General features: G+C 30.2%; 13 protein-coding genes. 9 read left to right on the top strand and 4 right to left on the bottom strand.

Annotated features, from left to right (window positions below; genetic code table 11):
• The first annotated feature begins 5 nt into the window (after positions 1–5).
• A complete protein-coding gene (locus tag ABD715_RS02310) occupies positions 6–824 on the top strand; it encodes a glycosyltransferase (protein ID WP_344786452.1) in 819 nt (272 codons plus the stop codon).
• A gap of 5 nt (positions 825–829) precedes the next feature.
• Here ABD715_RS02310 and ABD715_RS02305 read toward each other — a convergent pair whose 3' ends face one another.
• On the bottom strand, positions 830–1,645 hold the full coding sequence (locus ABD715_RS02305) for a glycosyltransferase family 2 protein (protein WP_344786451.1): 816 nt from the start codon (positions 1,643–1,645) through the stop codon (positions 830–832).
• Between the two features lie 152 nt (positions 1,646–1,797).
• Between ABD715_RS02305 and ABD715_RS02300 the strand changes: the two genes are divergently transcribed.
• Entirely contained in the window at positions 1,798–2,556 is a 759-nt protein-coding gene (locus tag ABD715_RS02300) for a glycosyltransferase family 2 protein (RefSeq protein ID WP_344786450.1), read from the top strand.
• On the opposite strand, the gene ABD715_RS02295 is transcribed toward ABD715_RS02300, so the two are convergent.
• Together ABD715_RS02295 and ABD715_RS02290 are read right to left on the bottom strand one after the other, a co-directional pair.
• Positions 2,553–3,308: a Kdo domain containing protein gene (locus ABD715_RS02295; RefSeq protein WP_344786449.1), complete on the bottom strand. Its 756-nt coding sequence runs from the start codon at positions 3,306–3,308 to the stop codon at positions 2,553–2,555. The two genes, ABD715_RS02300 and ABD715_RS02295, sit on opposite strands and share 4 nt — an antisense overlap.
• A 27-nt stretch (positions 3,309–3,335) precedes the next feature.
• Entirely contained in the window at positions 3,336–4,001 is a 666-nt protein-coding gene (locus ABD715_RS02290) for a DUF1919 domain-containing protein (protein WP_344786448.1), read from the bottom strand.
• A gap of 136 nt (positions 4,002–4,137) precedes the next feature.
• Between ABD715_RS02290 and ABD715_RS02285 the strand changes: the two genes are divergently transcribed.
• The 4 genes from ABD715_RS02285 (at position 4,138) to ABD715_RS02270 (ending at position 7,859) form a co-directional block, all read left to right on the top strand.
• Positions 4,138–4,698, top strand: coding sequence for an L-threonylcarbamoyladenylate synthase (locus ABD715_RS02285; protein ID WP_344786447.1), 561 nt, complete (start codon positions 4,138–4,140; stop codon positions 4,696–4,698).
• Positions 4,699–4,748: 50 nt separating this feature from the next.
• Positions 4,749–6,164, top strand: coding sequence for a CCA tRNA nucleotidyltransferase (locus tag ABD715_RS02280; protein WP_344786446.1), 1,416 nt, complete (start codon positions 4,749–4,751; stop codon positions 6,162–6,164).
• Positions 6,165–6,200: 36 nt separating this feature from the next.
• A complete protein-coding gene (locus ABD715_RS02275; protein WP_344786445.1) occupies positions 6,201–7,217 on the top strand; it encodes a COX15/CtaA family protein in 1,017 nt (338 codons plus the stop codon).
• Between the two features lie 129 nt (positions 7,218–7,346).
• A complete protein-coding gene (locus ABD715_RS02270; RefSeq protein ID WP_344786444.1) occupies positions 7,347–7,859 on the top strand; it encodes an IS1096 element passenger TnpR family protein in 513 nt (170 codons plus the stop codon).
• Here ABD715_RS02270 and ABD715_RS02265 read toward each other — a convergent pair.
• Positions 7,856–8,914: a hypothetical protein gene (locus ABD715_RS02265; protein ID WP_344786443.1), complete on the bottom strand. Its 1,059-nt coding sequence runs from the start codon at positions 8,912–8,914 to the stop codon at positions 7,856–7,858. The two genes, ABD715_RS02270 and ABD715_RS02265, sit on opposite strands and share 4 nt — an antisense overlap.
• 123 nt (positions 8,915–9,037) lie before the next feature.
• Between ABD715_RS02265 and ABD715_RS02260 the strand changes: the two genes are divergently transcribed.
• The 3 genes from ABD715_RS02260 to ABD715_RS02250 are packed head-to-tail and all read left to right on the top strand — an operon-like array spanning position 9,038 to position 14,193.
• Positions 9,038–9,934, top strand: a complete 897-nt coding sequence (locus ABD715_RS02260) for an ABC transporter ATP-binding protein (RefSeq protein WP_344786442.1) — start codon at positions 9,038–9,040, stop codon at positions 9,932–9,934.
• 19 nt (positions 9,935–9,953) lie between these two features.
• On the top strand, positions 9,954–10,778 hold the full coding sequence (locus tag ABD715_RS02255) for an ABC transporter permease subunit (protein WP_344786441.1): 825 nt from the start codon (positions 9,954–9,956) through the stop codon (positions 10,776–10,778).
• A 28-nt stretch (positions 10,779–10,806) separates the two neighbouring features.
• Positions 10,807–14,193: a T9SS type B sorting domain-containing protein gene (locus ABD715_RS02250; RefSeq protein WP_344786440.1), complete on the top strand. Its 3,387-nt coding sequence runs from the start codon at positions 10,807–10,809 to the stop codon at positions 14,191–14,193.
• The last annotated feature ends 97 nt before the right edge of the window (positions 14,194–14,290 follow it).

Here is a 14,290-nt window from a genome sequence, read left to right as displayed (position 1 = left end):
AAGTTATGAAGCTTACAGAAATACCTAATTCTCTTTACAATAGTATTAAATTAGCAACTAAGCCAATAAAAAGTTTTAACGAATCTTCTAAAAAGCGAATTCCTGTTATTGTTTCTTTAACAACCATTCCTACTAGAATAAAAACTTTACACATAACAATTAGAAGTTTATTAAATCAAGAAGTACTTCCAGAAAAAATTATTTTATGGTTAAACACGAGTTACGAATCTAATATTCCTCCTAAATTAGAAAAACTAATAGGTAGTACTTTTGAAATTAGGTTTTCGCCACATACCTTTTCTCACAGAAAGCTTATTCATACTCTTGAAAATTTCCCTGATAAAACGGTAATTACCTGTGATGATGATTTAATATATCATCCTTCAAGTTTACAGCTACTTTATAACGAGCATTTAAACACTCCAAATGTAGTTATAGGAAACCGATGTAGACGCATTACTTATGATGCAAACAACTCTCCTCTACCCTATTTACAATGGCCATTTGCTACAGAAACTGTTGAGGGAGAAAAGTTATTAATGCCTGTTGGTGCTTTTTTAGTTTTATATCCAAAAAATGCTTTAGACAAAAGGTTTAACGATTTAGAATTAATTAATAAACTTTCGCCAAAAAGTGACGACTTGTGGTTTAAAACAACAGCTCTATTAAATAATACACTAAGTGTTCAAGCCAAAATAAGTGCGCCAGAACCTATACCAATAATTGCTACACAAGCAGTATCTTTAAAAAGTGTAAATAATAAGTTAGATTATAAACGTGTACAGTGGGAGCAAATAACTAAATACTTTAATTTTAAATTTTAATTTAACTACCCTTTTTTAATTCCTGAATCTGTCCATTTTTTGTTTTCAGATTTGGTTTCGTCTCGAATAGCTCTGTTTTTAGCCATAGATTCTGGTGTTTTATACCCGCGTTTATGATCTAAATGCACACAAATTGCACTGTACCTAATTTGCTTAGGTTTTATACCATAGTTTACCAAACGTTCTCCCAATTCGCGATCTTGACCACCGTATTGCATACGCTCATCAAAACCATTAACAGCAACAATGTCGGTTTTCCAACCAGAAGCATTATGCCCGTTCCAACTAGGTCTTGTAGGTGTAAACTTATTTAGCAAATTAGATTTTAAGCCTTTTGCAGTAAGTTTATTATTTTTAAAAGAAGAAGCTAAACCATGAGCTTTTAACCATTTTAAATTAAAACAGTTTCCTTTTAAAATATCTTCTTTGGTTATAGCCTTAGATATATCCATTGGTAACATAAAATAACCTCCAGATAAAAAACATCCTTTTTCTTTATTGTTTTGATGAATTTCTAAAAAATCGTTTCGTGGTATGCAATCGCCATCACTCATAACAATATAATCGCTTTTACAAGCCACTATACTTTTATTTAAAATCATAGATTTTTGAAAACCATCATCTTCTTGCCAAACATGATTAATATTTAATCCTTCTTGGTCTCTAAATTTATATAATAAATCTTTGGTTTTAGGTCCAGAACCATCATCTGCTATAACAATCTCAAAATTTTTAAACGTTTGACAACTATAACCCCAAAGTACTTTTTCTAGCCAAGCTTCAGAGTTATAAGTGCTAATAATAACAGAAATGTCTGTCATAAATATTTATTTAAAGGGTGAATATTAATATGTGAGCAAATTATGAAAAGAACATGTAATACTAAAGAAAACTTAACTATTTCTATTCAAATAAAACATTCTATATAATTAAGAATACTTACTTTTACGATTTTGAAAACAGAACATAATATTTGAAGAATTCATCTAAAATATCTGGATTACTAATAACCTACAACGAAGTTAATCATATTAACCAAGTTATAGAAAACATTGATTTTGTTGACGAGATTATTGTTGTTGATTCTTTTAGCACAGATGGCACTTTAGAAAAACTTCAAGCTTTTAAGCACGTAAAAGTTATTCAGCGACCATTTAAAAACTTTGCAGACCAGAGAAATTTTGCAATAAAACAAGCTACAAAAGATTGGATTTTATTTATTGATGCAGACGAGCGCGTAACTAAAAAACTAAAAAAAGAATTGCTAGAAACAATAAAAACCAACATCGATTATGTTGCTTTTATGTTTAAGCGCAAATATTTTTTTAAGCAAAAGAGAATACGTTTTTGCGGATTTCAAACAGATAAAACCTATCGCTTATTCAAAAAAGGATTTGTAAAGTATAACGAGTCTAAAATAGTACACGAAATGCCTATTGTAACAGGTAAAAGCAAAGTATTAAAAAACGATATGTTACACTATTGCTTTAACAGCTCGGCACATTATAAATCTAAAATGGAACATTATGCCACACTTAAAGCTCTCGAGTTATTTAAAAAAGGGAAAAAGGCTAATCTTTTTCATTTTTATGCACGACCTTTGTACAAGTTTATTATAAACTATATATTTAGGTTAGGCTTTCTAGATGGTGTAAAAGGCCTTAAAATATGTTATTTAAGTGCTTATGGTGTGCATTATAGATATAAAGAATTGAAAAAATTAACACGTTAGTTTTTCCAAAACAACCATTTCTTTTTCAGTCGCTTTTTACGGTGAAATTTTTCTTGAAAATCTTCTGTTTCTTTCCACATAAGATTAAAAATTTTATTGTAATCGCCATTAGTGCATTTGGCATATTCATCACTCATAACTTCAACCATACTTTTATGAATGGTAAGCCTAGAAAAATTTTTAATTCTAGTTTCAAAATCAAGTGTTTCAAAATTCATTCTATTTAAATCAACTAAATAAAAATCATAGCTACCTGCATTTTTTTTTATTAAAGTATTACCTGGAGAATGATCTAAAAAATGAATCCCTTTTTCGTGTAAACTAAAAGTAAATCTTGTAAAAGCTCTTAATACATTATCGTAATCTGGGTAATTAAAATCTTTAGTAAGCGTTCTATATGTAATGTCGCAATCTTGCTGCTCGCTTATGTAATAGCTTTTTCCAAAGGCTAGTGCACTTTTATACTCGAAATAAGCAATAGGCGTAGGTGTACCAACTCCCATTTTTGTTAGTTTAATAGCATATTCAAAAGAACGTTGAGCCTTACTTTTTCTAAAAAAATTATACACTATTTTGTTAATTAAATTAGGTGTTTTAAATGCCTTAATATTAAGATTTACACCATTTACATTTACAATTTTTATAATATTTCGATCTCCTTCACCTCCATCAATAGCATCAAATTTTTCAATAAGATTAACTATTTTAGTGTTTTCTATTTTATTATTAAAACTACTAAATACACTTTTCATTTATATTAAATATCTATATTATTGTTTTTAATGCTCTGCCCCACTTAAAAGCCAGTTATTTAAATTAAAGTACAAGAACGTTAATTTAAATACCTTTTTACCGTTAGGCACTGTTCGCTTTTCATTTTTATGAGACTCAAACATTTTTATATGATTTTTACCTTTTAGCGCTTCATAATCATTTATAGCAAACGATATTTTATTTTTTAAAGGTAAATTATGAAATTGAATTAAATGTGCTTTTGTAACTCGTTCTCTATCGCATATTTTAAAAAAGTACCGGTCTTTATTCTTTTCCTCTAGCATTCTTGCGGTTCGCCTTTCCCATTTTTCTTTTGCTTCTTCTTCACTATCGTAATGTGTAAAATGAATTTCTACATCGCCTAATAAAGCTACAGGATAATCTTTTATTCTGTCTTTATAACTAGAAATCTCTATAAAGTTTAATTCTTGTTTTATATAAAAATCAAAATTAGAAAGTAATTTTATATAGCATGGCCCATACAAAAACAACCCTACAAATGGAGAATTATAAGACCTATTATACCAGCGATATAGCGCACCTCCCCAACAGTTATTACTTATAATAACAAAGTTTTTGTTGCTTAGTAATTCTATATCTTTTTTAGATATAAGTTTTTTAAATTTATCTCTAAACTTTCTTTTAAAAAAAACTTTAATTTTTCTAATCATACCAAACAGCTAATTTTAACTTTATTCTTTAAAAGTAAAATATTTAATTAAGCCAAACCAATGATGCATGCTTTTAGGTTAATATTTTATAATTTTCTGTTGTAAATTTGCATCATGCAAATATAAGGTTCAAAATATGAATGAAGAAATAAATAAAGCCCTAGCAGTACTAAAAGAAGGCGGAATTATACTTTACCCAACAGATACCGTTTGGGGTATTGGTTGCGATGCAGCCAATGCAGATGCAGTAAAAAAAATTTACGAACTAAAACAACGTGAAGACTCTAAAGCTTTAATATGCTTAGTTGCAGACGATAGAATGCTAAATAAATATGTAAAACAGATACCCGAAGCTGCCTTTAGTATTATTGATGTTGCAGATAAACCAACAACAATTATTTACGACAACGCCCAAAATTTGGCGAAAAACCTAATTGCTGAAGATAGATCGATTGCTATAAGAATACCAAATGATGATTTTTGTTTTGCGCTTTCGCGGAAATTAAATGGCGCCATAGTATCTACATCTGCAAATATTAGTGGCCAACCTACTCCTAAATCGTTTAAAGAAATAGCACCTGCCATTTTAAAAGGTGTAGACTATGTTGTAAATTTGCATCACGAAAAAAAATGCGATAAACCCTCTTCTATTATTAAATTAAGCAATAGTGGCATCGTAAAAATAATAAGACCTTAAACTGTTTAATTTTTTAATAGAAAACTAGTTTGGTTTTACATACAATTAATATGAATTACGCACAGGCATTACATCATTCTATTTTTAAAATAATATCGAAATCGGCTAAAGAAATCGAAGTAGACTCCTATGTTATTGGTGGGTTTGTACGCGATTTTATTTTAAAAAGAGGTACTGCTAAAGATATCGATGTTGTTGCCATTGGCGATGGTATAAAACTAGCCAAACAAGTTGCAAAAAACTTGCCTACAAAACCAAAAGTGCAGGTTTTTAAAACCTATGGTACCGCCATGTTAAAATGCGATGATATAGAGGTTGAATTTGTTGGTGCGAGAAAAGAATCATACACAGAAAATAGTAGAAACCCTGCTGTAGAAAACGGATCGCTACAAGACGACCAAAACCGCAGAGATTTTTCTATTAATGCTCTAGCATTATCGCTTAACCAAACTAATTATGGTGATTTACTAGATCCTTTTAATGGCGTAAAAGATTTAGACAATAAAATAATTAGAACTCCTTTAAACCCAGATATTACATTTAGCGACGACCCATTAAGAATGATGCGTGGTGTTCGTTTTGCAACACAACTTAATTTTACTATTCAACCAGAATCGTTAGAAGCTATTACAAGAAATGCCGAAAGAATTAAAATTATAACTAACGAGCGCATTGTTGTAGAGCTTAATAAAATATTAGAAAGTAAAAAACCATCTATAGGTTTTCTACTACTAGAAAAAACAGGCCTTTTACAATACATTTTACCAGAATTAACAGCGCTAAAAGGTATTGATGAAGTTGAAGGTCAAAAACACAAAGATAATTTTTACCACACCTTAGAAGTTGTAGATAACATTGCAAAACATACCGATAATGTATGGTTACGTTGGGCTGCATTACTACACGATATTGGCAAAGCTCCAACAAAAAAGTTTAGTAAAAAGGTAGGCTGGACATTTCATGGACACGAATTTGAAGGCTCTAAAATGGTTTATCATTTATTTAAAAGACTTAAAATGCCTTTAAATGACAAAATGAAATTTGTGCAAAAAATGGTTTTTATGAGCTCGCGTCCTATTGTTCTAGCACAAGAAGTTACAGACTCTGCTGTACGTCGTTTGGTTTTTGATGCTGGTAATTATGTAGAAGATTTAATGACCCTTTGTGAAGCAGATATTACTACCAAAAACCCGAAAAAGTTTAAAAAATATCACAATAATTTTAAAATTGTAAGAGAAAAAATAGTTGAAGTAGAAGAGCGTGACCACATACGCAATTTTCAACCTCCAATTTCTGGAGAGGAAATTATAAAAACATTTAACATAAAACCCTCTAGAGAAATTGGCTTAATAAAAGATGCTATAAAAGAAGCCATTTTAGAAGGTGAAATTCCTAATGACTATAATGCAGCCTTTCAACTTATGCTAAAAGAAGGAAAACGCTTAGGTTTAACCGCTAATATTTAATTCTCATTCCTTTTATAAAAACAGAATTTAAACTAAATGAAAAAAGATAATAAAAAAGTAATTTACTGGCTGCTAACAGGATGCTTATTAATATTTATTATGGTAGTTGTTGGTGGTATTACAAGACTTACCCACTCTGGTTTATCTATTTCTAATTACAAATTAATTTCGGGTACCATTCCTCCAATGAATGATGCCGAATGGAATGAAGCTTTTAATCTTTACAAACAGTATCCAGAATACCAAAAATTAAATAATCATTTTTCGCTACAAGACTTTAAAGATATTTACTTTTGGGAGTGGTTACACCGTGTAATTGGCAGATTTATTGGCATGGTGTTTTTCTTGCCATTTATTTATTTTTTAATAACAAAACAGCTAACAAAACCTACTATAAAAAAAGCCATTATTCTTTTATTTATGGGTGGTTTTCAAGGTTTTTTAGGTTGGTATATGGTAAAAAGTGGCTTGGTGGATAACCCCGATGTTAGCCATTATAGACTTGCAGCACATTTAACAACTGCCTTTTTAACTTTTGCTTACACATTTTGGGTTGCTTTAGATTTAATGTTTCCTATTAGAAAAATAATAAACAGTTCTTTTAGAAATTTTATTAGAATAGCCTTAATTATTTTAATTATACAAATAATTTATGGAGCTTTTGTTGCAGGACTAGATGCCGGTTTTATACACAACCATTGGCCATTAATGAGCGACGGTAAATTTATACACGAAACCGTTTATATAGAGCAAAATCCTGTTTATAAAAACTTTATAGAAGGCAAAAGTGGCGTACAATTTGTACACAGAACATTGGCTTATATTGTAGCTTTATTAATTATAGTATTGTGGTATAAATCTAAAAAAATAGTAACTACTGTTCTTCAAAAAAATGCCATAGATGGGCTAGTAACTATGCTTGGCATTCAATTTTTACTAGGTGTGCTAACCATTATTTTTCAAGTTCCTGTTTGGCTAGGAGTATTGCATCAAGTAAGCGCATTTTTTCTGTTAAGTTTCATGACATTTACTTTGCATCGTTTTAGTAAATAATCACTTTGTAAAAACACTAATTCACCTAAAAAAAAAGAAAACTTTTTTAAAAACATAAGCCATTAAAGCTTATATAATTCTTTTAGAATAATTATAAAAAGGCTTACCTTTGCAGCATATTTTTTGACAATGATTTACAGATTTAGAGTTATACTAGACAACGATACTGAAGAGGATATTTTTCGCGATTTAGAAATTCGTGAGACCGATACCTTAGAAGATTTACATAACATTATTACACAGTCTTTTGGATTTGATGGCACAGAAATGGCATCGTTTTATATAAGTAATGATGCTTGGGAACAGGGTGAAGAAATCTTTTTATTTGATTTAAGCGAAGATGGATCTGCGCGTTTAATGAACGAAACAGCTCTAGATGATATTGTGCACGAAGCACAAACAAAACTTATATATATATACGATTTTTTAAGCATGTGGACATTTTATGTAGAGCTTGCAGAAATTGTTAATGTTACTGAGGGTATGGATTATCCAAACCTAATGTTTGTACAAGGTCAAGTACCCGAAAATGCACCAGAAAAATTATTTGAAGCCGATAATGAAGATAATTTTAATGAGTTTGAAGATGGTTTAAATATAGACGACTACGATAATCTAGACTTTGACGAAAACTGGAATTAAAACCTATTTAATTTTACATTCTCATAATTATCAACTAAAAACTCTAAGGCTTTTTCTAGAATTTGCCCCATAGACTTACATGCTTTAAAATCTTTTTCTTGAGTATAATCAAAAATTTTCATTTTTAATAAATCTACATATTCTTCCTTAGAAATAACATCTGCATTCATACAAGATAATAAGGCTCCTATTCTATCGTTAAAACTCTTTAATCGTTTAACCAAAATAGAACGTTCTTCTATTTTATATTGATCGATAGATAATTTTTGAAAAGTTTCTGAAACCAATTCAACCATTTTTAAATTTTCTTTAAAAAACTGAGGTCTATAAATATTAAATTTACCTTCGTAAGATTGCTGATCGAAATCTATAGCTCTTATCTTATACTCTACATGATCAAAATCGTGTGTTGTTACAAATACATAATTATAAGATCGCATATCACCTAACAAACGAATCATACAACGCTCGTTAAACTTAACAAACTCTTTTGCAATTTGAGACTTTTCAGATTTAGTACAAGTAGGTAAAATATTCTTTATAAAAACATCGCCAGGAATACCTGCAATATGCTCTTCTATTAAAGTGTTGTTACTTACCAAAAAGTTCAGGTTATAAGGCGATAGCATATGCTCTAACTCTAAACCATAAATTCTAGAAGCATCAGCTACTTTTACATAAAAATAGGTGTAATTATCGTTTAAAATATTACGTATTTTTATTCTAAAAGGTTTCGAATTTCCAAACGTGCAATAATCTATGGCATCTACACTTAAATAAGGAAAAATACTCTCGTTCCCGTCAGAGTGTAAAATGGTATAAACTTTTTTTAAAGACAAATCTATTTCTTCGCGTTCAAATTCGTTATAATAAACACGAATCCATAGTGTGTCGTTATCATCCTTATCATAAACAACTATAGAGCCTTGAAAGCGAAGTAAATCATCATAAAAAATAGGAATTTTAATATTTCTATTATATTCAGAAAGATAATCGTGTAACTTGTCCGTTATTTTGTATGATGGCTTCCTTTTTGATATTTTTAAATCTTGCATAGACTGTAAAGTTATTCAAAAATATAATCATTTATAAATATCTGGTGTAACAAATTTAAACGCACATCGTCTTACTTAATAACTAACCTACTAGAATTATTCTAGTATAAAACTTTTTTGTTCTTGGATACAATACTAACAATTAACAATCTCACAAAAAAATTTGGCTATTTAACTGCTGTTAAAAACTTATCCTTTACCATTAATAGAGGTAATGTTTACGGTATTTTAGGGCCTAACGGAAGTGGAAAATCTACCACATTAGGTATAGTTTTAAATGTTGTAAATAAAACCGAAGGTAATTTTCATTGGTTTGATGGGCAAACAACAACGCACAATGCCCTTAAAAAAGTTGGCGCTATTATAGAGCGTCCTAATTTTTACCCGTACATGACCGCGTATCAAAATTTAAAACTTGTATGTAAAATTAAAGGTGTTGCTATTGAAAAAATAGACGAAAAACTAGAAATTGTTGGTTTATTAGAGCGAAAAAACAGCAAATTTAGAACCTACTCTTTAGGTATGAAGCAACGTTTAGCCATTGCTTCTGCACTGCTAAACGATCCTGAGATTTTAATTTTAGACGAACCCACAAATGGTCTAGATCCGCAAGGTATTCATCAAATTAGAGAAATTATAAAATCTATTGCAAGTAAAGGCACTACAATTTTGCTAGCTTCTCACCTACTTGATGAAGTAGAAAAAGTATGCTCGCATGTAGTTGTTTTAAGAAAAGGAGTAAAATTATATTCTGGTAGAGTTGACGAAATGATTTCTAGTCATGGCTTTTTCGAGTTAAAATGCGAACAAAAAGAGCTATTAATTAAGGTGTTAGAAAATAATTTGGCATTTGGTAAAATTAAAGTTGAAGACGACTTAATTACTGCCTTTTTAAAAGAGCCTATGCCATCTGAAACATTAAATAAAATGCTTTTTGAAAAAGGTATAATACTATCTTATTTAGTGCAACGTAAAGAAAGTTTAGAAGAACAATTTTTACAATTAACAGATAAAAACTAACTCAACCAAAACATATAAAATGCTACGATTACTAAATTTAGAATTACAGAAACTTTTACTAAATAGAACCAGCAAAATACTAATATTTACATCTTTTATTTTACCCTTTTTTGTAATATTATTGTCTTCTTTAAAAATTAATGTTTTTGGCTTTTTCACACTAGAATTAGGCGAGTTAGGCATATTTAACTTTCCTATTGTTTGGCATTTAACCACTTTTTTTGCTTCACAATTTAAATTCTTTTTTGCCATAGTTGTTGTAAGCATGATAGGAAACGAATACAGCAACAAAACACTAAAACAAAATTTAATAGATGGGTTAAGCAAAAAGGAATTTATACTTTCTAAATTTTACACCATAGTATTCTTCTCATTGGTTTCTACAGTATTAATTAGCTTTATTACATTTTGTATAGGCATGTATTATTCTAGCTATACAGAAGCATCTATTGTTTTTTCGCAAACCGAATTTTTATTAGCTTATTGCATTAAATTAATAACCTTTTTTAGTATGTGTTTGTTTTTTGGAATGCTTGTAAAAAAATCGGCCTTTGCTCTTGCTTTTATATTTATACTGTTTATTGTTGAGTGGATTTTATTTGGGTTAATTACATGGCAATTTAATGCTAAAATTGCTAGTAGTATTCAAAACTTCTTCCCCATACAATCTATGTACAACTTAATAGAACAGCCCTTTCAACGTATAGCTATGACTAAGTTTCCTAATAAAATAGATTTATCTTACGATTACGCAGTACATTGGTACGAAATTGCTATTACATTGTCTTGGACCGTTATATTCGTCTTTTTATCTTACAAACTGTTAAAAAAACGGGATTTATAAATTATCTTTGATAGCTTTGCTACAATAGATGAAAAATATACTCCCGCTTATTATCTTATTATTATTTGTCCTTCCTTTTTACGGACAAAAAGAAGCCAACAATTGGTATTTTGGTGCCAATTCTGGAATTCAGTTTAACTCTGATGGATCTACAACAAACCTTAGTAATGGTAAATTAAATACACTAGAAGGCTGTGCATCAATTTCTGACAGTGATGGTAATTTACTATTATACACAGATGGAATTACGGTTTGGAACAAGCTACACCAACCAATGCCAAATGCCAATAGTTTTACTGGTAGCGGACTTTGGGGAGACCCATCTAGCTCGCAATCTGCTATAATAGTTCCTAAACCAGAAGACCCTAATATTTATTATATATTTACGGTTGACACCTCTTCTTTTGAAGGTGATATAGATTCAGGTTTTAATTATACCATTATAGATTTAAGATTAGACGGAGGTTTAGGAGATGTTGTACCAGCATCTAAAAACATAAATTTATTAAATGATAGTTCTGAAAAAATTAGTGCGGTTTTAAAAGATTGCATTTCAAAATCTATATGGGTTATTACTTTTGCATCAGAAACTGGTTTAACAAGCACCAGCCTATTTAATAACTTTAATACATTCTATGCATACGAAGTAGCAGCTACAGGACTAGTTACAACACCTGTAAAATCTACTTTTCCTAGTATTTCTATAAACGACCAAAGAGGGTATTTAAAGCTATCGCCAGATGGCAAAAAGTTAGCCTGTGCCAACTCTACCGATGGTTTATATTTATACGATTTTAATCCAGATACCGGTGTAGTATCGAACCAACAAGCTTTAAACATTCAGTTTTCTACATTTAATAAACCACAATCTCCATATGGAGTAGAGTTTTCTCAAAATAATGAGTTTTTATACGTTTCTTCATATTACAATCCGCCAATAGATTTTTTTCTAGATCCTGCTAGTCAATACAGCGCCTTATTACAATACGATCTTACTGCTGCTAATATTAATGCCAGCGAATTTGTTTTAGAGCATAGACAAATGTATCGTGGCGCACTACAATTAGGCCCTAACGGAAAAATTTACAGAGCCATGAACTCTACCTACGCTGTAGGGTTACCCTATCTTTCTGTAATAAATACACCTAATAAAAGAGGACTAGAAGCTAACTACCAACACAATGCTATTAGATTAAGTAGCGAGTCTACGCAAGGCTTACCTCCTTTTATTTCTTCTTTCTTCTCAGAAAAAATTAATATTACAAAAAAAGAAACAAACTCTAATTATTTAGCTCTTTGTAACGGAGAAAAATTTACTCTAAAGGCAGAAAACATTCCTGGCGCTACATATAACTGGTTTTTTAATGATGCCCCTATTACCGAGTCTGACTTCGATTTAGAAGTATCTAAACCTGGATTGTATCGCGTATTAATACAAAGCACAACAGGAGATTGTAGCGATTTATTAGAAGGCGAAGTTTTAGTAGAATATTTTGATCCTCCTGTAGCAAACCCTATAAATAATATTTTAATTTGTGATACTAATAACGATTCTAAGCATATTTTTAATTTCACCGATCAGGTCATTGAAGGATTAGGTATGCAAAGCGCATCGCATTACAATATCAAGTTTTTTACATCTCAAAGTGATGCCGATTTAAATAGTAATGAAATATTAGGGAATTTCGAAAACACAGAGAATCCGCAAACAATTTATACCCGTGTTGGTCTTAACGAAAACCCAACTTGTTTTGATACTAGTATTAATTTTTCTATACAAGTTTTTAATACTCCCATAGCCAATAATGTGATGCCTATAAGTATTTGCGATACAAAAACACCAACAGACTCTAATACATCAAACGGATTAACAGATATAGATCTTCATCTTTTTGATGATGAAATTTTAGGTAGTCAAAGTAGTACTGAATTTGTAATTACTTATTATAAAAATAATAGCGATGCAGTAATAAAAGCTAATGCTTTAAGTTACAATTTTACAAATCAAACAGCTTTCAATACATCTATATATGCCAGAATAGAAAACATTTTAAACGAAGAATGTTACGCTGTTTCTAATGCTATAGAAATAACCATTAATTCGTTGCCAGAGTTTACAAACACCAATTTACTTCAATGTGACGAAGATGGTATAAATGACCAGATAACAAGCTTTAATTTAACCGAAGCGCAAACTGTTTTAACCAATAACACAGCAAACAGAGCTGTGCATTATTTTAAAACTTTAAGTGATGCTAAAAGCGATCAAAACGAAATATTAAATACAGAAAATTATAAAAACGAAAAAAATCCGCAAACTTTATACGCACAAATTATTAATACAGACACTAACTGTAAAAGTATAACCCAACTTACTTTACAAATATCTACTACTAACATTAACAATTATAATGTACCCCTTGCTTGCGACGAATTAAACTCTGAAGACGGTATTAATACATTTAATTTAAATGATATAGCGTTAGAAATGCAATCTTTAAATAGCATTACTTACCCTATTACTTTTTACGAAAATTACGACGATGCACTTACAGAACAAAATACATTAGCGTCAAATTACAATAACTCAACGCCTTACAGTCAAATAATTTATGCCAGAGCAGAAAACAACAATGCTTGCTATGGCATAAGCGAAGTCTTATTAACTGTGGCTCCATTACCAAAAATTAATACAGAAACACGAACTTATTATTGCTTAAACAAGTACCCAGAAACTATTACAATTAATGCAGATATTGTTGAGGGCACACCAACTGATTACACTTATAAATGGTCTAACGGAGACACCACTTACCAAACACAAATTAACGAAATAGGTATATACACCGTTGATGTTACAAATAATTCTGGCTGTACCAAACAAAGAACAATAACAGTTGAAGCATCAGGAATAGCAGCTTTCGAAATACCAGAATACAAAGTAGTAGATCCTTCTAATAATAATACTGTAACGGTTTTTGCTTCTGGGCCAGGTATTTACGAGTATGCATTATTCGATAAAACGAACACAACTATTTATAGAAATTACCAAAGTAACACCCTTTTTGAAAACGTTTTACCTGGAATTTATACCATTAACGTAAAAGATGCTAAAAATAATTGTGGCACTATAAATGTTGCTGTATCTGTAATTGGATTTCCTAAATATTTTACACCAAATAACGATGGTGTAAATGACTATTGGCAAATTAAAGGAACCTCTACAATGTTTCAAGCTGGATCTAAAATTCTTATTTTTAACAGATACGGTAAATTAATAAAACAACTAAACCCAACAGGAAATGGATGGGATGGTTTATTTAATGGAGAAAAACTTCCTGCAGACGATTATTGGTTTTCTATTACCTTGGAAGATGGCAGAATATTTAAAAATCATTTTACGTTAAAATACTGACAATAGATAGGTAAAACGCTTAATATTGCACTTTATCCGATTTTCTTTGCGTTTCATCTAAAAATCCATTACTTTCGATGAATTAAAAATTTGTTGT

The organism is Postechiella marina, assembly GCF_039538365.1.
Taxonomy (GTDB): domain Bacteria; phylum Bacteroidota; class Bacteroidia; order Flavobacteriales; family Flavobacteriaceae; genus Postechiella; species Postechiella marina.
Note: the sequence above shows the minus strand (reverse complement) of the source record. Positions and strands in the feature narration are given on the sequence as shown.